Source organism: Caulobacter sp. DWR3-1-2 (assembly GCF_049896225.1).
Lineage (GTDB): Bacteria > Pseudomonadota > Alphaproteobacteria > Caulobacterales > Caulobacteraceae > Caulobacter.
Genome location: NZ_JAFCTW010000004.1, coordinates 62994 through 79822, shown reverse-complemented (window position 1 = coordinate 79822; position 16829 = coordinate 62994). Strand labels below are relative to the sequence as shown.

General features: G+C 66.6%; 20 protein-coding genes. 17 read left to right on the top strand and 3 right to left on the bottom strand.

Annotated features, from left to right (window positions below):
- Positions 1 to 177 precede the first annotated feature (177 nt).
- Both ACP696_RS06925 and ACP696_RS06920 read left to right on the top strand, forming a co-directional pair.
- On the top strand, positions 178 to 807 hold the full coding sequence (locus ACP696_RS06925) for a TetR/AcrR family transcriptional regulator (RefSeq protein ID WP_426010977.1): 630 nt from the start codon (positions 178 to 180) through the stop codon (positions 805 to 807).
- Between the two features lie 194 nt (positions 808 to 1001).
- Complete coding sequence (locus ACP696_RS06920) at positions 1002 to 1436, top strand: hypothetical protein (RefSeq protein ID WP_425996007.1); 435 nt, start codon at positions 1002 to 1004, stop codon at positions 1434 to 1436.
- A 436-nt stretch (positions 1437 to 1872) separates the two neighbouring features.
- Here ACP696_RS06920 and ACP696_RS06915 read toward each other — a convergent pair whose 3' ends face one another.
- Positions 1873 to 2202, bottom strand: a complete 330-nt coding sequence (locus ACP696_RS06915) for a hypothetical protein (RefSeq protein ID WP_426010980.1) — start codon at positions 2200 to 2202, stop codon at positions 1873 to 1875.
- Positions 2203 to 2392: 190 nt separating this feature from the next.
- Positions 2393 to 2860 (bottom strand): Lrp/AsnC family transcriptional regulator, encoded by a 468-nt coding sequence (locus tag ACP696_RS06910; RefSeq protein ID WP_426010982.1) that lies wholly within the window; start codon positions 2858 to 2860, stop codon positions 2393 to 2395.
- Between the two features lie 118 nt (positions 2861 to 2978).
- On the opposite strand from ACP696_RS06910, the gene ACP696_RS06905 reads away from it, so the two are divergent.
- The 3 genes from ACP696_RS06905 (at position 2979) to ACP696_RS06895 (ending at position 6019) form a co-directional block, all read left to right on the top strand.
- Entirely contained in the window at positions 2979 to 3236 is a 258-nt protein-coding gene (locus ACP696_RS06905; protein WP_426010983.1) for a DUF6356 family protein, read from the top strand.
- A 139-nt stretch (positions 3237 to 3375) separates the two neighbouring features.
- Entirely contained in the window at positions 3376 to 4794 is a 1419-nt protein-coding gene (locus ACP696_RS06900) for an amino acid permease (protein ID WP_426010985.1), read from the top strand.
- A gap of 76 nt (positions 4795 to 4870) precedes the next feature.
- A complete protein-coding gene (locus tag ACP696_RS06895; RefSeq protein ID WP_426010987.1) occupies positions 4871 to 6019 on the top strand; it encodes an acyl-CoA dehydrogenase family protein in 1149 nt (382 codons plus the stop codon).
- 254 nt (positions 6020 to 6273) lie between these two features.
- On the opposite strand, the gene ACP696_RS06890 is transcribed toward ACP696_RS06895, so the two are convergent.
- On the bottom strand, positions 6274 to 6585 hold the full coding sequence (locus ACP696_RS06890) for a hypothetical protein (protein WP_426010988.1): 312 nt from the start codon (positions 6583 to 6585) through the stop codon (positions 6274 to 6276).
- A gap of 367 nt (positions 6586 to 6952) precedes the next feature.
- Here ACP696_RS06890 and ACP696_RS06885 point away from each other — a divergent pair, with 367 nt between their 5' ends.
- The 12 genes from ACP696_RS06885 to ACP696_RS06830 are packed head-to-tail and all read left to right on the top strand — an operon-like array spanning position 6953 to position 16687.
- Entirely contained in the window at positions 6953 to 8917 is a 1965-nt protein-coding gene (locus ACP696_RS06885) for a methyl-accepting chemotaxis protein (RefSeq protein ID WP_426043598.1), read from the top strand.
- Complete coding sequence (locus ACP696_RS06880) at positions 8917 to 9204, top strand: STAS domain-containing protein (protein ID WP_426010991.1); 288 nt, start codon at positions 8917 to 8919, stop codon at positions 9202 to 9204. Before ACP696_RS06885 ends, ACP696_RS06880 begins: the two co-directional genes overlap by 1 nt.
- Positions 9201 to 9566 carry a response regulator gene (locus ACP696_RS06875; protein WP_426010992.1) on the top strand — a complete coding sequence of 122 codons (366 nt, stop codon included), beginning with the start codon at positions 9201 to 9203 and terminating at the stop codon, positions 9564 to 9566. The genes ACP696_RS06880 and ACP696_RS06875 overlap by 4 nt, the downstream gene beginning before the upstream one ends.
- 45 nt (positions 9567 to 9611) lie before the next feature.
- Positions 9612 to 11885 carry a chemotaxis protein CheA gene (locus tag ACP696_RS06870; protein ID WP_426043597.1) on the top strand — a complete coding sequence of 758 codons (2274 nt, stop codon included), beginning with the start codon at positions 9612 to 9614 and terminating at the stop codon, positions 11883 to 11885.
- Between the two features lie 5 nt (positions 11886 to 11890).
- Positions 11891 to 12358, top strand: a complete 468-nt coding sequence (locus ACP696_RS06865) for a chemotaxis protein CheW (protein WP_426010995.1) — start codon at positions 11891 to 11893, stop codon at positions 12356 to 12358.
- On the top strand, positions 12359 to 13243 hold the full coding sequence (locus ACP696_RS06860) for a CheR family methyltransferase (protein ID WP_426010996.1): 885 nt from the start codon (positions 12359 to 12361) through the stop codon (positions 13241 to 13243).
- Positions 13243 to 14268, top strand: a complete 1026-nt coding sequence (locus ACP696_RS06855) for a protein-glutamate methylesterase/protein-glutamine glutaminase (RefSeq protein ID WP_426010997.1) — start codon at positions 13243 to 13245, stop codon at positions 14266 to 14268. The genes ACP696_RS06860 and ACP696_RS06855 overlap by 1 nt, the downstream gene beginning before the upstream one ends.
- A 4-nt stretch (positions 14269 to 14272) precedes the next feature.
- Entirely contained in the window at positions 14273 to 14662 is a 390-nt protein-coding gene (locus ACP696_RS06850; RefSeq protein WP_426010998.1) for a response regulator, read from the top strand.
- Entirely contained in the window at positions 14662 to 15225 is a 564-nt protein-coding gene (locus ACP696_RS06845) for a chemotaxis protein CheD (RefSeq protein ID WP_426011300.1), read from the top strand. The genes ACP696_RS06850 and ACP696_RS06845 overlap by 1 nt, the downstream gene beginning before the upstream one ends.
- Before the next feature lie 4 nt (positions 15226 to 15229).
- The gene (locus ACP696_RS06840) at positions 15230 to 15619 is read left to right on the top strand and encodes a chemotaxis protein CheU (RefSeq protein WP_426029910.1); all 390 of its coding nucleotides are present in this window, start codon (positions 15230 to 15232) and stop codon (positions 15617 to 15619) included.
- 4 nt (positions 15620 to 15623) lie between these two features.
- Positions 15624 to 16217 carry a response regulator gene (locus ACP696_RS06835; protein ID WP_426011000.1) on the top strand — a complete coding sequence of 198 codons (594 nt, stop codon included), beginning with the start codon at positions 15624 to 15626 and terminating at the stop codon, positions 16215 to 16217.
- Entirely contained in the window at positions 16214 to 16687 is a 474-nt protein-coding gene (locus ACP696_RS06830; RefSeq protein ID WP_426029909.1) for a chemotaxis protein CheE, read from the top strand. The genes ACP696_RS06835 and ACP696_RS06830 overlap by 4 nt, the downstream gene beginning before the upstream one ends.
- The last annotated feature ends 142 nt before the right edge of the window (positions 16688 to 16829 follow it).

Sequence of the window (16829 nt, the reverse complement as noted above, 5' to 3'; positions counted from 1 at the left end):
GGCGATTAAGCTGATTGCATGTCGCTTTGATGAAACCACCCGAATGCATGGGCCCGCGTAACGCCGCGTCGCAGCAACGCCTGGAATTTCACCATCGGATAAATCTTCCGCGACAAGGCCCAGCCTAGGGGCGATGGGCTGTTGCGGTGCAACATCCGTTTGACTAGATCAAAGGCCATGGACGCCGCCCGCCTCGCCAAGGATACGCCCAAGTCGTTGAAGACCCGGGCGCGGATTCTCGACTGCGCCATGCGGCTGATCGCTGAGCTGGGCTACCACGCGGCCAGCAATCCCGTGATCGCCGAGGCGGCCGGCTTGACGCGCGGGGCGATGCTCTACCACTTCCCCACCCGCGAGGCCCTGGTCGAGGCCGCCGTCGCCCATGTCCAGGCCGAGCGCTCGACCCTGTTCCGCGCCGCCGCCGACACCCTGCCGTCCGGCGCCGACGTCACCGAGCACGCGATCGACTCCTATTGGGACCTGCTGCACAGCATCCCATTCATGGCCTTCGCAGAGCTCGAACTGGCCGGCCGCACCGACCCCGCCGTCCAGGCCTTGCTGGCCCCGGCCCAGGCCGAGTTCGACCGCGCCCAGGCGGGGGACCACTTCCTGAAGATCCTCCACGCCGGGGCGGGGCCGCGCTTCCAGGCCAGCCGGGATCTGGCGCGGTTCATGCTGGAGGGACTGGCGCGCAGCACCCTGACCTATGACGGCGACGGACGGCGCGAGCGGCTGCTGATGCTGATCAAGCGGGCGACGCACATGCTGAACCGCAAGGGGGATGTGCAGGATCTGTGGCCGGATTAGGAGCCAATTCCCGCTTTCGACCCTTTGCGGACCTGAGAATGAGGCCGCTTTGGCTGCCGCCAAACAGGTTGCCATTTCGCGCTTCAGCCGGTTGAAGGCACGGCGACGGGCGTCAATGGTCAATGCTAGGAATGGAATACGCCTCCCTTGCAACGCAAAGCTTCATCACCACCTGCTGCTTAGGGAGCTCGACCATGATCATCCTGACCCTACTTTTCGCGATGACATTCGGCCTTGTGCTGTCCGGCAGGGGCACGTGGCTTGGCGATGCGCTTTACAAGGCCTTGGTGGAGAGGCCTGCGGAAAGCCTAAATCGGGGTCCGATTGCCGTGGCTGCGTATGTGGTCGCGGCATTGATGCTTGCTGGTTTCGCGGTCGTGGCGCCCGAACTCATTCCGTTGGCGGCGGCAGTCGATTTCGCGCTTGCTGTTGAACTTGCGGCCCTTGTGTTTGTGGCCCGCGCCAGCAGTTGGACAGGTGTTGCGCGCCGATTTGTATTGAGCCAGCCGAGACAGCTCGCAAGCGGGCTGTTCCGACCCTCTTCGCGCACTCGCCAGCATCGGCCGAAGCGTAAGCGTCAGAGCTGTGCTCAAAACGACCCAGAAGCGTGGCCACTGGCCTTCGCTTGAGGGCTGATGTCCGCTTCCCACCCTTCTCAGCCCTTCGGAACGCCCGCTTCCCGGCGCAAGCCCACCATCCGCCCCGGATGTGGCTGCGCCTTAAACCCTTGGTGGATCGGAGCTCTGGCGTCTGGCCGAGTCAAGGACGACGCTCTCGCGTCGCCGCACGCGGCGGCCCTTCGGGCCGTCCTTGACTCGGCCAGACGCCAGAGCAAGCTCGCCATAAAGGTTTTAAGGCTCGGCCTCGCCGACGCGGGCGGAGGTGGAGGGGTGCGAAGTTTAGCGTGGGATCACACCCACTTGCCCCCACCTGACCGCTTCGCGGTCTGTCCGCCCCCATTGGGGGCGGAGCCTCGCGCCAGCGCTGGTGGCTGAGCTCTTCCCCCCATGGGGGAAGACGATCGCGGAGCGATCCGTAGGGGGGCAAGGGCGTGAGCCGCCGCGCCTAAATCCGCCCGCGGCGCCCGCCCTTGAGCTTGTCCAGCGCCCGCCGGGCGATCTCGGCCTGGGCCGCGACCGGGGCGAGGACGGTTTTCGCCTCCTCCCAGACGGATCCCAGGCCGGCCGCCGCCGGCTTGGCGCGGGGCGTCGGCACGATCAGCGCCACCTTGCGGGCCAGGGTGGCCAGGTCGCCCAGGGCCTTGGCCCGTTCGCGGACCCGGCGGATTTCCGCCGGGTCGTCGCTGGAGTCGAGGATCGCCCAGGCGGCGTCGAGGGCGGCCATGAGCTTGAGTTGCAGGGCTTGGCGCCAGGCGGGGATGTCGGTTTGGGTCATGACCCTAGAATGCGGTCATCCCGCAGGGGTGAGCATCGGAAACCTGCGTTTTTGTGTAAGTAACCGGATTCGTTACAGTCTGTTGCGCGAAGCCTGGGGATAGAGTGTCGTGCGACGGCGGCGGACAGGCCCATTGGCCTGTCCGCAAACGGGGACGGAGGCTGAACAACGCCAGCCCTGTGGATAACTCTTATCCCGTCGCGATCGGCAGGGCCGTCGTGAACTTGATCTGCTCCATGGCGAAGCTCGACGACACGTCGGTCAGCGGCGCGGTGGCGATCAGGCGGCGGTAAAAGCGGTCATAGGCGGCGATGTCGCGGACCACGACCTTCAGCAGATAGTCGACGTCGCCGCTCATCCGGTAGAACTCGACCACCTCGGGCAGGGCCTTTGCCCCGGCCGCGAAGGTCGCCAGCCAGTCATCGTCGTGGCGGCCGGTCTTCACCGCCACGAACACCGTCAGCGACAGGTCCAGGGCCTCGCGGTCGATCAGGGCGACGCGGGCGGTGATCACCCCGCTGTCCTGCAGTCGCTTGACCCGCTTCCAGCACGGGGTTTGGGACAGCCCGACCCGCTCGGCCAGTTCGGCGATCGGGACGGTGGCGTCCTGCTGCAGGATCGCAAGCAGTCGGCGATCGATCTGATCTAGTGAGGTCATTCTTCAAACATGCCTATCAGGAGAACGAAATTCTCCTTTAGTGCCACGACGGGTGATCTGGGACGATGTCATTCTCGGCAAATCGAGGATCATGGGGCGACTCATCCGGGGACCTTCCATGTTCGACGCCTTCACCCGCCATCCGCGCTCGGTCGACGAGACCTATGGCGAGCACATGGCCATGGCCTGGAGCTTCGCCTTCCCCATGCTGCTGGGCGGCCTGGCCTGTTTCGCCCACGGGATCTTCCCGTTCCTGTTCGAGACCACCGGCAGCCGCTGCGTGAAGCTGCTCTACACCCGCATCGCCAACCGGGGCCGCAAGGCGGGGGCCGAGGTGCAGGTCCCCAACTGGGCCGCCTTCGACGCGGTGATCTGACGTCCTCCCCCACGAGGGGAGGACTTGTGACTTCCGCTGCACGGGCCTGTCAGAAAGCGTCGCTGGCGGCGGCGAAATCTCCCCCTTGGCGAGCCCGCCGCGCTGACCCATCCTCGCCGCCAAGAGTCGGGAGAACACCTTGAGCATCTGGACGCGCCGCAAGGCGATCGACACCGCCGCCGGCGATCCCGCCCACGCCCTGAAGAAGACGCTCAGCTGGTACCACCTGATCGCCTTGGGCGTCGGGGCCATCGTCGGCACCGGGATCTACACCCTGACCGGCGTCGGGGCGGGGCTGGCGGGACCGGGGGTGATCCTGTCTTTCCTGATCGCCGGGGCGGTCTGCGCCTGCGCGGCGCTCTGCTATGCTGAGCTGTCGACCATGATTCCCGCCTCGGGCAGCGCTTATACCTACAGCTATGTGGCGATGGGCGAGCCGGTGGCCTGGTTCGTCGGCTGGAGCCTGATCCTTGAATATACCCTGGTCTGCGCGGCCGTGGCGGTCGGCTGGTCGGCCCACGCCCAGGGCCTGTTCCAGGCGGCCGGCTTTCCGCACGCCCTGCTGGCCGGACCGCACCAGGGCGGGATCGTCAACCTGCCGGCGGTGATCATTTCCTTCGCCGTGGCGGGGCTGCTGGCCCTGGGGACCAAGGAGAGCGCCACAGTCAACCTGGTGCTGGTGGCCATCAAGATCCTGGCCCTGGCGGCCTTCGTGGTGCTGACCCTGCCGGCCTTCGACGCCAGCCACTTCACGCCCTTCATGCCCAACGGCTTCGCCGCCCACACCCTGGCGGACGCCGGGCCGGCCGGCGCCAAGGTGGGGGTGATGGCCGCCGCCAGCCTGATCTTCTTCGCCTTCTACGGCTTCGACGCTGTCTCGACCGCCGCCGAGGAGACCAAGAACCCCAAGCGCGACCTGACCATCGGCATCGTCGGTTCGATGCTGATCTGCACGCTGATCTATATGGTCGTGGCCGGCGTGGCGATCGGCGCGTCGCGGGCCGAGGTGTTCTCCAAGAGCGAGGCCCCGCTGGTCTTCATCCTCGAAACCCTGAGCCATCCCAGGATGGCCCAACTGGTCGCCTTGGCTGCGGTGGTCGCTTTGCCCACGGTGATCCTGGCCTTCATGTATGGCCAGAGCCGGATCTTCTTCGTGATGGCCCGCGACGGCCTGCTGCCCGCCGGCCTGGCCAAGGTCAACGCCAAGACCGGCACGCCGGTGCTGATGACCCTGCTGACCGGCGCCCTGTCGGCCCTGCTGTCGGGCTTCCTGTCGCTGAAGGAGATCGCCGAACTGGCCAATGCCGGCACCCTGGCGGCCTTCATCGCCGTGGGCGCCTCGGTGATCATCCTGCGCCGCCGCGAACCCAACCGGCCCCGGGTGTTCTCGACGCCCCTGTGGCAGGTGGTGGCGCCGGCGGGCATCCTGGGCTGCCTGTACCTGTTCTACAGCCTGCCTCAGAAGACCCAGGTCTATTTCCTCGGCGCCCATGTCATCGGGGCGCTGGTCTATGTGGCCTACGGCATGCGCAAGAGTGTGCTGGCGCGGGCGGGTTAGCACCCACCTCTTCCCTTCCGCCCCGCCATCGCTACAGTCGCTTCAAAACAAGTGTTTGAAGCCGGAAGGAAGCGCCATGGCCATGGACCTCGAGACCCGCGACCAATTGATCGACATGGTCCGCCGTTTCGTGACCGAGCGGCTGCGGCCGATCGAGGCCAAGGTGGCCGAGGACGACGCTGTTCCGCCCGAGATCGTCGAGGAGATGAAGGGGCTCGGCCTCTTCGGCCTGTCGATCCCCGAGGACTTCGGCGGGCTGGGCCTCAACATGGAAGAGGAATGCCTGGTCGGGATCGAGCTGGGCCGCGCCTCGCCGGCCTTCCGCTCGGTGTTCGGCACCAATGTCGGCATCGGCAGCCAGGGGCTGGTGATGTTCGGCACGGATGAACAGAAGGCCAAGTGGCTGCCGGGCATCGCGTCGGGCGAGATCATCACCTCGTTCGCCCTCACCGAGCCCGAGGCGGGCTCCGACAGCGCCGCCGTCCAGACCCGCGCCACTCGCGACGGCGACGACTACATCCTGAACGGCTCCAAGCGCTACATCACCAATGCCGGCAAGGCGTCGCTGTTCACGGTGATGGCCCGCACCAATCCTGACGCCAAGGGCGGTTCGGGCGTCTCGGCCTTCCTGGTGCCCAGCGGCCTGCCTGGTCTTTCCGTGAGCAAGCCCGAGAAGAAGATGGGCCAGCAGGGGGCCCATATCCACGACGTCACCTTTGACAATGTCCGCGTCCCGGCCTGGAACCGGCTGGGCGAGGAGGGCGAGGGGTTCAAGGTGGCCATGCAGGTGCTGGACCGCGGGCGGCTGCACATCGCCGGGGTCTGCGTCGGCGTGGCCGAGCGGTTGCTGGTTGATTGCGTGGCCTATGCCAGCGAGCGCAAGCAGTTCGGCCAGCCGATTTCCAGCTTCCAGCTGATCCAGGCGATGATCGCCGACAGCAAGACCGAAGCCCTGGCGGCCCGAGCTCTTGTTCTCGAGACAGCCCGCAAGCGCGACGCCGGCGACAACGTCACCCTGGAGGCCGCAGCCGCCAAGCTGTTCGCCTCTGAAATGGTGGGACGGGTGGCCGACCGCGCGGTGCAGATCTTCGGCGGGGCCGGCTATGTCGCCGACTACGGCATCGAGCGCCTGTATCGCGATGTGCGGATCTTCCGGATCTACGAAGGCACCAGCCAGATCCAGCAGCTGATCGTCGCCCGCGAGACGCTCAAGCGGGGCGGTTAGCTCTTCCCCCTCTGGGGGAGGAAGGCCGTAGGCCCGGAGGGGGCAAGTGTTCGCTGCACGGTGAGAGACACTTGCTACCACCTGGCGGCTTCGCCGCCTGTCCGCCCCCATCCGGGGCGGAGCCTGATACACCCCCCAGAAACGCGAAACGCCTCTGCGGGCCCTGCGCGGAGCGTCCCCGGTAAGGACGCTCCGCGCAGGGCCCGCAGAGGCGTGTTTCAGATCCCCCCGGAAAGCTGGAAGGGAACTTGAAGTTACGCGCCGCCCGGGAAGCGGAAAGGAACCTTCACGGTGCCCGTCTTGGCGCCCATCGGCAGCTTTTCAGCGATGCACATGGCGGCCTTGTCGAAGCCCTTGCCCGCGGCGCTGTTGTCCACGACCTTGCAGGCCGAGAGCTTGCCGGCGTCGGCGGTGCATTCCAGCATCACCTGGGCGGCGTCGCGGGTGTTGGCGAATTGTTGCAGGCAACGGCCCATTTGGTCTTCGAAGCCACCGGCGGCGGAAGCCGCTTGAGCCACGAACAAGCTGCCAGCGATTCCTGCGGCAAAAGCGATCGGATATTTCATCCCGCTGCTCCTAATAGAGTTGTCACGCCCTTCGGACGGTCGCGTCCGTCTGGACGCCTTAGGTTTTTCGCAGGTGCGAGTTAAAATATTCTGAGTCATCGAAAGAATGTTTCTTTTACTTCTCGGTAACCAAGTCTAATGCAACAGCGACTGTGATTTCACTTGAAACAACTCTCTAAAAGACTCTCGCATGCGGGCGTGGGGTCCCATTCCTTAAAAGGCGTCGGAGGTGTTTTTCGGGGGTGCGACACCCCCTGCGGCTAATCAGGCTTAACCAAAGTCAGGAACTGTTAGGATTATACCGTGATGATCCCCCTAGATGTTGGTGATCCGTGCGCACGGATCACCGCAAGAGGGGACAACTGCGATGAAGCGCTTCCGGCTCGTCGATCTTCCATTGATCATCAAAATCGGCTTCGCGCCGGCGTTCGCCCTGTTGATGCTGGCCCTGATGGCCGGTGGCGCGATCGTCGTGCAGAAGAGCCAGTCGGCAGCGCTCAAGCAGGTCGTCGAGCAGGACATGCGGATCAACAGCGACATCCAGTCGCTGTCGCGTCGCATCACCAAGGCGCACGGCACGCTCTACCAGATCCTGGCCTCGAAGGCCGACCCGATGGCGCCGCCGGCCGGACCGCGCATTACCGCCTTGCTCGCCGAGTTCGATGGCCTGAGCAAGGAAATGAAGGCCCTCTCGGCGCGGCTGCCCGCCTCCGAACGTCCGAAGATCGCCTCGCTGGTCAAGTCGCTCGACGAATGCCGCAGCGCCATCGACACCGTCAGCGGCATGATCGACGTCGACACCGGCATGGCCATGAGCTTCGCCGGCAGCTTCGAAGATACCTATGTCAAGATGGCCGCGCAGCTGCAGAAGGTCGTCGACGACGCCGCCGGCCGCGCCACCCAGCAGGCCACCAAGCGCCAGGCCGAAGCCGCCGCCGCGATGAGCGCCACGATTATCATGTCGCTGATCACCCTGCTCGCCGTCGGCACGCTGGCCTTCCTGACCGTCATGACCACCCGCAAGTCGATCGGCGACATCGCCGGCGCGACCGAGAAGCTCTCGCAAGGCGACAACAGCATCGACCTCGACAAGATGACCCGCGGCGACGAGCTGGGCGCCATCGTCCGCTCGCTGAAGGTGTTCCGCGACAATCAGCTGCATCTGGAGCAGATGCGCGCCGAGCAGGAAAAGAACGCCGCCATGACGGCCAACGAGCGTCGCGCCAAGGAAGAGTCCACGGCCGCCGCTTCCCGCGAGACCGCCCTGGTGGTGTCGTCGCTGGCCGAGGCGCTGGAGCACCTGGCCAAGGGCGACCTGACCTTCCGCGTGGCCGCCGACTTCCCGGGCGACTATGGCAAGCTGAAGGACGACTTCAACGCCGCCATCGCCCAGCTGCAGGAAACCATCAAGGTTATCGCGGCCTCGACGGATGGCCTGCGCACCGGCGCCGACGAGATCGCCCACGCCTCGGACGACCTGTCGCGCCGCACCGAGCAACAAGCCGCCTCTCTGGAAGAGACCGCCGCCGCCCTTGACGAGCTGACCTCCACGGTGCGCCGCACCGCCGCCGGAGCCAAGCAGGCCTCGGAAGTGGTCTCCAGCACCCGCGGTGAAGCCACCCATTCGGGCCAGGTCGTGCACGAGGCCGTCTCGGCCATGGGCGCCATCGAGAAGTCCTCGCAGTCGATCAGCCAGATCATCGGTGTGATTGACGAGATCGCCTTCCAGACCAACCTTCTGGCCTTGAACGCCGGCGTCGAAGCCGCCCGAGCCGGTGACGCGGGCCGAGGCTTCGCGGTCGTGGCCCAGGAAGTGCGGGCCCTGGCCCAGCGCTCCGCCGAAGCGGCCAAGGAGATCAAGACCCTGATCTCCTCCTCGACCCAGCAGGTCGCCTCGGGTGTCAACCTGGTCGGCCAGACCGGCGAGGCCCTGCAGCGCATTGTCACCAAGGTCGGCGAAATCGACGCCCTGGTCACCGAGATCGCCGCCTCGGCCGCCGAGCAGGCGACCGGCCTCAACGAAGTGAACACGGCCGTCAACCAGATGGACCAGGTCACTCAGCAGAACGCCGCGATGGTCGAGCAATCGACCGCCGCCACCCACTCTCTCAAGGGCGAGACCGGCGAGCTGGTGCGGCTGATCGGTCGCTTCCGGGTCGGCGACGGCCGCCAGCAGACCGGCCGTCCGCAGATGGCCGATCCCGCCTACCACGCGCCGGCCGCCAATCCGGTGGCCGAGCAGCGGGCCCGCCTCAACACCTTCGCACGACCCGGTCGTGGCGGAGCCGCCAGCGCGGCGGCCCCGGCCAGAGACGGCTGGGAGGAGTTCTGATGTCGACAGCCATCGCCTTGCCCGAAACCCTTGATCTCAAGGCCTCGGGCCCCCTCAAGCAGGCGTTCGTCGAACGCCGCGGCCAGGACATCGAAGTCCACGCCGACCAGGTTCGCCGTCTCGGCGGCCTGTGCCTACAAGTCCTGATCGCCGCCCGGAAAGCCTGGGCGGAAGACGGAAAACCCTTCTCGATCACGGCCCCTTCGGAGGTCTTTATCGAAACCACCCGCCTGTTTGGCGCCCAAGGGGCGTTGTTCGAGGCCGATTTCCAAGGAGCTGCATCGTGACGCGTACTGTCCTCACGGTCGATGATTCGCGCACGATGCGGGACATGCTGCGCATGGCTCTCGCCGGAGCCGGGTTCAATGTCGTCGAAGCCGTCGACGGCGAGCACGGGTTGGAGGTCCTCGCGGCCCACCGACCCGATGTGATCATCACCGACATCAACATGCCCAAGCTGGACGGCTTCGGATTCATCGAGGCGGTGCGGGTCGATGACGACTATCGCGCCATCCCGATCCTGGTCCTGACCACCGAAAGCGACCCCAGCAAGAAGCAGCGGGCCCGTGAAGCCGGCGCCACCGGCTGGATCGTCAAACCCTTCAACCCCGAGAAGCTGGTCGAAGCCATCCGCCGCGTCGCGGCCTGATCGTCGAGCTCTAGGTACTAAAGACGCTTTGTAGGAAGTCGGGGAATGGACGAGCTAGAGGCCATCAAGGTCACCTTCTTTCAGGAATGCGAGGAACTCCTCGCGGATCTTGAAGGCGGACTCTTGACCATGCAGGACGGCAACGAGGATAGCGACACCGTCAACGCCGTCTTCCGCGCCGTGCACTCGATCAAGGGCGGGGCGGGAGCCTTCGGCCTTGAACCGCTGGTGCGCTTCGCCCACGTGTTCGAGACGCTTCTCGACGCGCTGCGCTCCAACGAGATTCCCAGCAGCCCTGACCTCACGGCCCTGCTGCTGCGCGCCTCGGACGTGCTGGCCGACCATGTCAACGCCGCTCGCGGCCTGGGCGTGGTCGACATGGACGCCTCGGCCGCCATGGCCGCTGAGCTGAAGGCTGTCACCGATCCGTCGGCGGCCCCCGCCGTCGTCGCCGCGCTGGTCGCCCCGGTCGACGACGAGATGGGCATCGCCTTCACCCCCCTCGTCGTCGGCGCCGACGACGGGATGGACGACGACGACATGGACTTCGGCTTTCAGCCGATGACCATCAGCCTGGACGCCCAGGCCGAGGACGCCGCCGTGCTGGACAATGTCTGGACCGTGTCGATCCGCCCGAAGTCCGACCTCTATCGCAAGGCCAACGAGACCGGCCTGCTGCTGCGCGAGCTGGCGCGCCTCGGCCCGATCCAGGCGACCCTGGACGACAGCGCCCTGCCGACCCTGGAATTCCTCGACGCCGAAGCCGCCTATATCACCTGGAGCGTCCGGGTCGAGACCGACCAGGGCGAAGAGGCGATCCGCGAAGTCTTCGAATTCGTCGACGGCGACTGCGAACTGGAAATCACCCGCGGCGAATCGCCGGTCGCCGACGTGCTGGCCGGCCTGCTGGACATCGACGCCCCGGCGCCGATCGCTGAAGAGCCCGCTTTTGAGCCAATCGCCCCGGAGCCGGTCGCGGTCGCTCCCCCCGTCGTTGCCCCGGCCTCCGTTTCCGCGCCGCCGCCCGCCGCGCCGCCCGTGGCCGCCAACGCCCCGGCGGCCGCCCCCTCGGCGGCGAAGCCGGCCCAGATCGACGTGCCCGGTCCCGGCCAGTCCGTGATCCGCGTCGATCCCGAGCGCATCGACCACCTGATCGACCTGGTCGGCGAGTTGGTGATCAACCAGGCCATGCTGGCCCAACGCGTCGGCGAATACGGCATCGCCCCATCCTCCAACCTGGCCATGGGTCTGGATGAGCTGGAACAGCTCACCCGCCAGATCCAGGACAGCGTGATGGCCATCCGCGCCCAACCGGTGAAGTCGGTATTCCAGCGCATGCCGCGCCTGGTCCGCGAAGTCGCCAACATGACGGGCAAGCAGGCCCGCCTGGTGATGGACGGCGAGAATACCGAGGTCGACAAAACGGTCATCGAGCGTCTGGCCGATCCCATCACCCACATGCTGCGCAACGCCATAGACCACGGGCTGGAAAGCCCCGAGGAGCGCAAGGCGGCCGGCAAGAATCCCGAAGGCGTCGTGCGCCTGGCGGCCCTGCACCGCAGCGGCCGGATCGTCATCGAGGTCCAGGACGACGGCAAGGGCATCAACCGCGAGCGGGTGCTGTCGATCGCCGTCAAGAAGGGCCTGATCTCTCCAGACATCACCCTGACCGACGAGGAGATCGACAACCTGATCTTCCTGCCGGGCTTCTCGACCGCCGACAAGATTTCGGACGTCTCGGGTCGCGGCGTCGGCATGGACGTGGTCAAGCGCAGCGTCCAGGCGCTGGGCGGCCGCATCTCGATCACCTCGCGCCCCGGCCTGGGCTCGACCTTCACCCTCAGCCTGCCCCTGACCCTGGCCGTCCTCGACGGCATGGTGGTCGACGTGGCGGGCGAGACCCTGGTCATTCCGCTGGCCTGCATCGTCGAGAGCCTGCGGCCCAAGGCCGAGGAAATCCGGCCCCTGGGTCCGACCGGCTCAGTCCTGGCCGTGCGTGACAGCTTCGTACCGCTGATCGATGTGGGCCTGACCCTGAACTACCGTAGCAAGTCGCCGTCGCCGACCGAGGGCGTGGTGCTGCTGGTCGAAGGTGAAGACGGCTCGCGCGCCGCCCTGGTGGCCGACGCCATCCACGGTCAGCGCCAGGTGGTCATCAAGTCGCTGGAGCAGAACTACCAGCAGGTCGAGGGCGTCGCCGCCGCGACGATCCTGGGCGACGGCCGCGTGGCCTTGATCCTGGACGTCGACGCGGTGATCAACCTGCGCCGTCGCAGCCCGCCGCTGCCGTCCGATCCCACTCTCATCGCCGCAGAATGAGCCCGATGAACGAGCACCACACCACCCCCAGCGCCGCGACCCGCGAACTGATCTCGTTCCGCGTGGGCGAGCAGGAATACTGCGTGGACATCATGGCCGTCCGCGAGATCCGCGGCTGGAGCCCGGCGACCACGCTGCCGCAATCGCCCAGCTACATGCGCGGCGTGATCAACCTGCGTGGCGCGGTGCTGCCGATCATGGACCTGGCCTGCCGGATCGGCATGCCGACCACCGAGCCCAGTGTCCGCAGCGTGTTCATCGTGGTTCAGGCCGGCGACCGCACGGTCGGCCTGCTGGTCGATGCGGTGTCCGACATCCTGTCGATCACCGACGAGATGTGCCAGCCGACGCCCGACATCGCCTGCGAGAACGTCCGCCACTTCGTGCGCAACATCATTTCCATCGAGGGCCGGATGATCAGCGAAATCTCGCTGGAACGCCTGCTCCCCGAACGCGAGGCCCTGGCCGCCTAGATGACCACGCCTTCAACCTCCTTTTCGGATCGCCGCGAGGCCCTCGTCGATGGCGAGTTCGCCTTTACGAACGCCGACTTCAAGCGGATCGCGGCCCTGCTGTATGATCAGGCGGGCATCAGCCTGCCCGACAGCAAGGCGACGCTGGTCTATTCGCGCCTGGCCAAGCGTTTGCGCACCCTGGGTCTGAAGACCTTCACCGAATACTGCAGCTTCGTGGCGCAGGACGGCAATGTGGACGAGCAGCAGCACATGCTGCGGGCTCTGACGACAAACGTCACCCGGTTCTTCCGTGAGCCCCACCACTTCGACGACCTGCGCGCCAACATCCTGGAGCCCATGGCCGACAAGGTGCGGGCCGGCGGCCGCCTGCGCCTGTGGTCGGCGGCCAGCTCGTCGGGCCAGGAGCCGTATTCGATGGCCTTTACCGTGCTGTCGGTCTGGCCGAACGCGGCCGACCTCGACATCCGGATCCTGGGCACCGACATCGACACCAACGTCCTGGCGACCGGTCGGGCCGCAGTCTACGAGGAGACACTCCTCGAAGGCATTCCGGGCAACATGCGCAACCAGTATTTCGAGCGCGACGCCAGCGACCGCCGCAGCTTCCGGGTCTGCGAGGCTGCGCGCCAGATGGTGTCGTTCCGCGAGCTGAACCTCAATGGCCCGAGCTGGCCGATGAAGGGTCAGTTCGACGCGATCTTCTGCCGCAACGTGGTGATCTATTTCGACGAGCCCACCCAGGAGCGGGTCTGGCAGCGCTTCGCGCCGCTGGTCGCCCCGCATGGCAAGCTCTATGTCGGCCATTCCGAGCGCGTCGGCGCTTCGGTCACGGCCTTTGAAAGCGCCGGCCTGACCGCCTATCGCAAGGCAGGAGCTCGCTGATGCCCAAGATTCGCGTTCTCGTCGTCGACGACTCCGCCACCATGCGGGGCCTGATCACGGCCGCTCTCAACCGTGACCCCGACATCGAGGTGGTCGGCGCCGCCGGCGACCCGTTCGAGGCCCGCGGCATGATCAAGGCCTTGAACCCTGACGTCGTCACCCTCGACATCGAGATGCCGAACATGAACGGCATTGAGTTCCTCGAGAAGATCATGCGCCTGCGCCCGATGCCGGTGGTCATGGTCTCCAGCCTGACCCAGGCTGGGGCCGAGATGACCCTGCGGGCCCTGGAGCTCGGCGCGGTCGACTGCGTGGCCAAGCCGACGCTGGCGACCAACACCGCCGACGCCCTCAACGAGGTCGCCGTCAAGGTGAAGGCCGCGGCGCGGGCCTCGGTCCGCACCAAGCCCGACGACAAGCCGGCCGTGCGGCGCAAGGACTACGTGCCCTCTGGCGACATCGTGGCGATCGGCTCGTCGACCGGCGGGGTGGAAGCCCTGCTGTCGATCCTCAGCCTGTTTCCCGAAACCTGCCCCCCGACAGTGATCACCCAGCACATGCCGGCGACCTTCACCGCCAGCTTCGCCGCGCGGCTCGACCGGGCCAGCGGCGCCAAGGTGGCCGAAGCCGTCGACGGCGCCCTGCTGGAGCCGGGCAAGGTCTATGTCGCTCCGGGCGGCGCCACCCATCTGGAAGTCGTCCGTTCCGCCGGGCTGCGCTGCCGCCTGACCCAGGGCGACCCGGTCACAGGTCACCGGCCCTCGGTCGACGTGCTCTTCAACTCGGTGGCCCAGGCCGTCGGCGAGAAGGCGGTCGGGGCGATCCTGACCGGCATGGGCCGCGACGGCGCGCAGGGCCTGCTGACCATGCGCAAGGCCGGCGCCCGCACCTTGGGCCAGGACGAGCAAAGTTGCGTCGTCTACGGCATGCCCAGAACGGCTTTTGAGCTCGGCTCGGTGGAGAAGCAGGTTTCCCTGTCCTCCATGGGCCAAACAATCCTCGATCTGGCCTCCGCGAGGCGATGAACCCATGCCCCTAGCAAACACCATTTCCGTTCTCGTCGTCGATGACCAGCTGACCATGCGGGCGTTGATCCGCAACGCCTTGCAGCAGATCGGATTCAAGGACATCCGCGAAGCGCCGGATGGCGAGGAGGCGCTCAAGCAACTCCTGTCCAAGCCTGCCAACCTGGTCATCTCGGACTTCAACATGCCGAAGATGGACGGCCTGGCCCTGCTGCGCGCGGTCCGCTCGCACCCGCCGATCCGCCAGACCGCCTTCGTCATGCTGACCGGCCGGGCCGACCGCGAGCTGGTCCAGCGCGCCGTGCAGTTCGGCGTCAACAACTATTGCGTCAAGCCCTTCACGGTCCAAGGCCTGCGGGACAAGATCGAACAAGTCTTCGGGCAACTGACATGATGGCGCAGGCTCACGCTGAAGACTCCGGACCCGCGATCAAGGTCCATGTCACCCAGGGCGAAAGCCATGTGTCGTCCGATCCGTCGGTGGTGATGACCACCGTGCTGGGCTCGTGCATCGCCGCCTGCCTGCGCGACCCGACCACGGGTATCGGCGGCATGAACCACTTTCTGCTGCCCGATACCGGCGGCCGGGCCAATAACGACAACGGCGACGCCGTCCGTTACGGCGCCTATGCGATGGAACTGCTGATCAACGGTCTGCTGAAGAAGGGCGCGCGCCGCGACCGCCTTGAGGCCAAGATCTTCGGCGGCGGCAAGCTGTTCGACGGCCTCTCGGACGTCGGCGCCAGCAACGCCGAATTCGCCGAGCGCTTCCTGCGCGACGAAGGCATTCCGATCGTCTCGTCCAGCACCGGCGGGCTTTCGGCCCGGCGGGTCGAGTTCTGGCCCGCGTCCGGCCGGGTTCGCCAGCGCCTGGTCGCCGTCGACAACGCCCCGACCGAAGTCCGTCGTCCCACCCCCGCGCCCGCCGCGAGCGGCGGCGACCTGGAGCTGTTCTGACCTCATGATCGCCCAGCCGCTGCCCCTATCCGACAGTCTTGTCATCCCGGACCATCAGCTCCCGGTGGGCGAGCTTTCGCGTCGGCTGGCGGCGGAACTGCAGGCGGCGGCGGCGATCTGCCGGGACTGCGAACACATCGCCGGCGACCTGGCCAGCGGCGGCGCGGCCCTCGAGAGCCTGTCGCGCCTGCAGGCCCTCGACGAGCTGAGCCAGCGCTTGCACGGCCTGTCGGACGTGCTGTCGCGGATCAGCCAGCACGCCTCGGGGGAGTGGAACATGGCCATCGAGCCCCTGCTGGAAGGCCTGGGCCTGGCCGACCTGGTGGTCCGTCTGCGCAACGCCGAGCCGCACAAGGGTTGGGTCGCCGAAGCCGGCGAACTCGACTTCTTCTAAAATCATGCCCGAAGCGCTTAAGGCCTCGGCCCGGATCAATCTGGAGAAGGTCGGCGTCCTGCTGGTCGACGACAGCCCCGCGTCGCTGAACCTGCTGGCCCAGATCATCCTTGGGTTCGGCATCAAGAAACTGCAGCGGGCCGACAACGCGAAGTCCGCTCAGGCCTTGCTGCGCGAGCGCACCTTCGACCTGATCATCAGCGCCACCAACATGGCCGCGATCGACGGCTACGAACTGGTCCGTTGGCTGCGGCGCGGCGCGCTGGAGGCCAACCGCTACCTGCCGGTCATCCTCGTCTCGGGCCACACGCCGCCCTCCCAGGTGTTCAAGGCGCGCGACGCCGGCGCCAATTTCACGGTCGCCAAGCCGATCGCGCCCAAGGTGCTGCTTGAGCGCATCCTCTGGGCGGCCAAGGAAGAGCGCCAGTTCATAGAATGCGACAGCTATCTTGGGCCAGACCGGCGCTTTAAGAACGATGGACCGCCTGCTGACACCAAGGGCCGTCGTCGCGACGACCCGCCCGAAGCTCGCCGCCCGCCCGCTGAATCCCAAGCCCCGACCGATGGTTCGGCGCCCGCCGCGAAGGTCGTTTCATGAGCGTCGTCCGAAAGTTCCGCGCCCCCAACCGCCTGTCCATGCTGATCAAGGCCGCCGGCGGTCCGATGGCTCAGGACGCGTTGAAGGCGGCCGAGGCGGCGCTCGAGCCCCTGCGGGCCGAGTCCATGGCGGTGCTCGACGCCGCCCTGGCCGAGATCGACGCCCGCTACGGCAAGCCAGCCTCGGCCACCCGCGCCGGCGAAACCTTCCAGGATCTGTATGTCCTGGCGCTGCGCATCATCGACGTCTCGGGCTTTCTCCCGGGTTCCTGCGTCGATCAGGCGGCGATCTCGTTCTGTGCGCTGGTGGACAATTGCATCGAGGCCAACGCCTGGCGTTGGGACGCGATCGACGTCCACATCAACGCCCTGCGTCTGCTGCGCACGGCAGGATTGACCGCCGACCAGAGACAGGCGGTGATCGCCGGACTCAACAAGGTCAGCCAGCACCGCCTCGACGACGCGAACTAGCCATTTACGGGTCGTGTGACCGAAACGACACGTTTCCACGCTGCGACACAGCGCCACCTTCTAGCCATCTTGTAGAGGGTGGTTTCATTTGGTACCGGTTTCATTGCTACCGGTGTCAGGACAACGTCACATGCTGATGTGA

Excerpts from the sequence above, each read along its gene's own strand:
- ACP696_RS06865 (WP_426010995.1), top strand. The coding sequence starts at position 11,891 with ATGAACGAGCACCACACCACCCCCAGCGCCGCGACCCGCGAACTGATC.
- ACP696_RS06890 (WP_426010988.1), bottom strand. The coding sequence starts at position 6,585 with ATGAAATATCCGATCGCTTTTGCCGCAGGAATCGCTGGCAGCTTGTTC.
- ACP696_RS06855 (WP_426010997.1), top strand. The coding sequence starts at position 13,243 with ATGCCCAAGATTCGCGTTCTCGTCGTCGACGACTCCGCCACCATGCGG.
- ACP696_RS06920 (WP_425996007.1), top strand. The coding sequence starts at position 1,002 with ATGATCATCCTGACCCTACTTTTCGCGATGACATTCGGCCTTGTGCTG.
- ACP696_RS06840 (WP_426029910.1), top strand. The coding sequence starts at position 15,230 with ATGATCGCCCAGCCGCTGCCCCTATCCGACAGTCTTGTCATCCCGGAC.
- ACP696_RS06850 (WP_426010998.1), top strand. The coding sequence starts at position 14,273 with ATGCCCCTAGCAAACACCATTTCCGTTCTCGTCGTCGATGACCAGCTG.
- ACP696_RS06870 (WP_426043597.1), top strand. The coding sequence starts at position 9,612 with ATGGACGAGCTAGAGGCCATCAAGGTCACCTTCTTTCAGGAATGCGAG.
- ACP696_RS06860 (WP_426010996.1), top strand. The coding sequence starts at position 12,359 with ATGACCACGCCTTCAACCTCCTTTTCGGATCGCCGCGAGGCCCTCGTC.
- ACP696_RS06915 (WP_426010980.1), bottom strand. The coding sequence starts at position 2,202 with ATGACCCAAACCGACATCCCCGCCTGGCGCCAAGCCCTGCAACTCAAG.
- ACP696_RS06910 (WP_426010982.1), bottom strand. The coding sequence starts at position 2,860 with ATGACCTCACTAGATCAGATCGATCGCCGACTGCTTGCGATCCTGCAG.
- ACP696_RS06905 (WP_426010983.1), top strand. The coding sequence starts at position 2,979 with ATGTTCGACGCCTTCACCCGCCATCCGCGCTCGGTCGACGAGACCTAT.
- ACP696_RS06895 (WP_426010987.1), top strand. The coding sequence starts at position 4,871 with ATGGCCATGGACCTCGAGACCCGCGACCAATTGATCGACATGGTCCGC.
- ACP696_RS06925 (WP_426010977.1), top strand. The coding sequence starts at position 178 with ATGGACGCCGCCCGCCTCGCCAAGGATACGCCCAAGTCGTTGAAGACC.
- ACP696_RS06830 (WP_426029909.1), top strand. The coding sequence starts at position 16,214 with ATGAGCGTCGTCCGAAAGTTCCGCGCCCCCAACCGCCTGTCCATGCTG.
- ACP696_RS06835 (WP_426011000.1), top strand. The coding sequence starts at position 15,624 with ATGCCCGAAGCGCTTAAGGCCTCGGCCCGGATCAATCTGGAGAAGGTC.
- ACP696_RS06880 (WP_426010991.1), top strand. The coding sequence starts at position 8,917 with ATGTCGACAGCCATCGCCTTGCCCGAAACCCTTGATCTCAAGGCCTCG.
- ACP696_RS06845 (WP_426011300.1), top strand. The coding sequence starts at position 14,662 with ATGGCGCAGGCTCACGCTGAAGACTCCGGACCCGCGATCAAGGTCCAT.
- ACP696_RS06885 (WP_426043598.1), top strand. The coding sequence starts at position 6,953 with ATGAAGCGCTTCCGGCTCGTCGATCTTCCATTGATCATCAAAATCGGC.